The sequence below is a fragment of the Corynebacterium sp. HMSC075D04 genome, assembly GCF_001815635.1.
In the GTDB taxonomy this organism is placed as follows: domain Bacteria; phylum Actinomycetota; class Actinomycetes; order Mycobacteriales; family Mycobacteriaceae; genus Corynebacterium; species Corynebacterium coyleae.
This window is the reverse complement of sequence record NZ_KV821353.1, coordinates 1-238: the sequence shown is the minus strand read 5'-3', so window position 1 is coordinate 238 and position 238 is coordinate 1. Positions and strand designations below refer to the sequence as shown.

Annotated in this window: 1 pseudogene; it reads left to right on the top strand. The window is 60.5% G+C overall.

From position 1 onward, the window contains the following. Window positions 1–238 (top strand): annotated as a pseudogene (locus HMPREF3048_RS07870) (IS256 family transposase); the annotation flags it as partial.

The following is a 238-nucleotide window of genomic DNA, read 5'->3' as shown; positions in this document are numbered from 1 at the left end:
CGCAGCGATATCACCAACGCAGCCCTATTTCGTGCGTTCATCCAGCACCTGACCACCGGGACCAGTCTTGCGGCGATCGCCGGCAACATGAGCTGCTCGACACGTACGCTGCAGCGCAAATTCGATGCCTTTTGGCTGGTTGACGTGCCTGACCCGACCATCGGCCATACAGGCAGGGTCTACGACCAGATCTTCATCGACGGCACCTACACCGCAGGTGGCTGTCTGATCGTGGCGG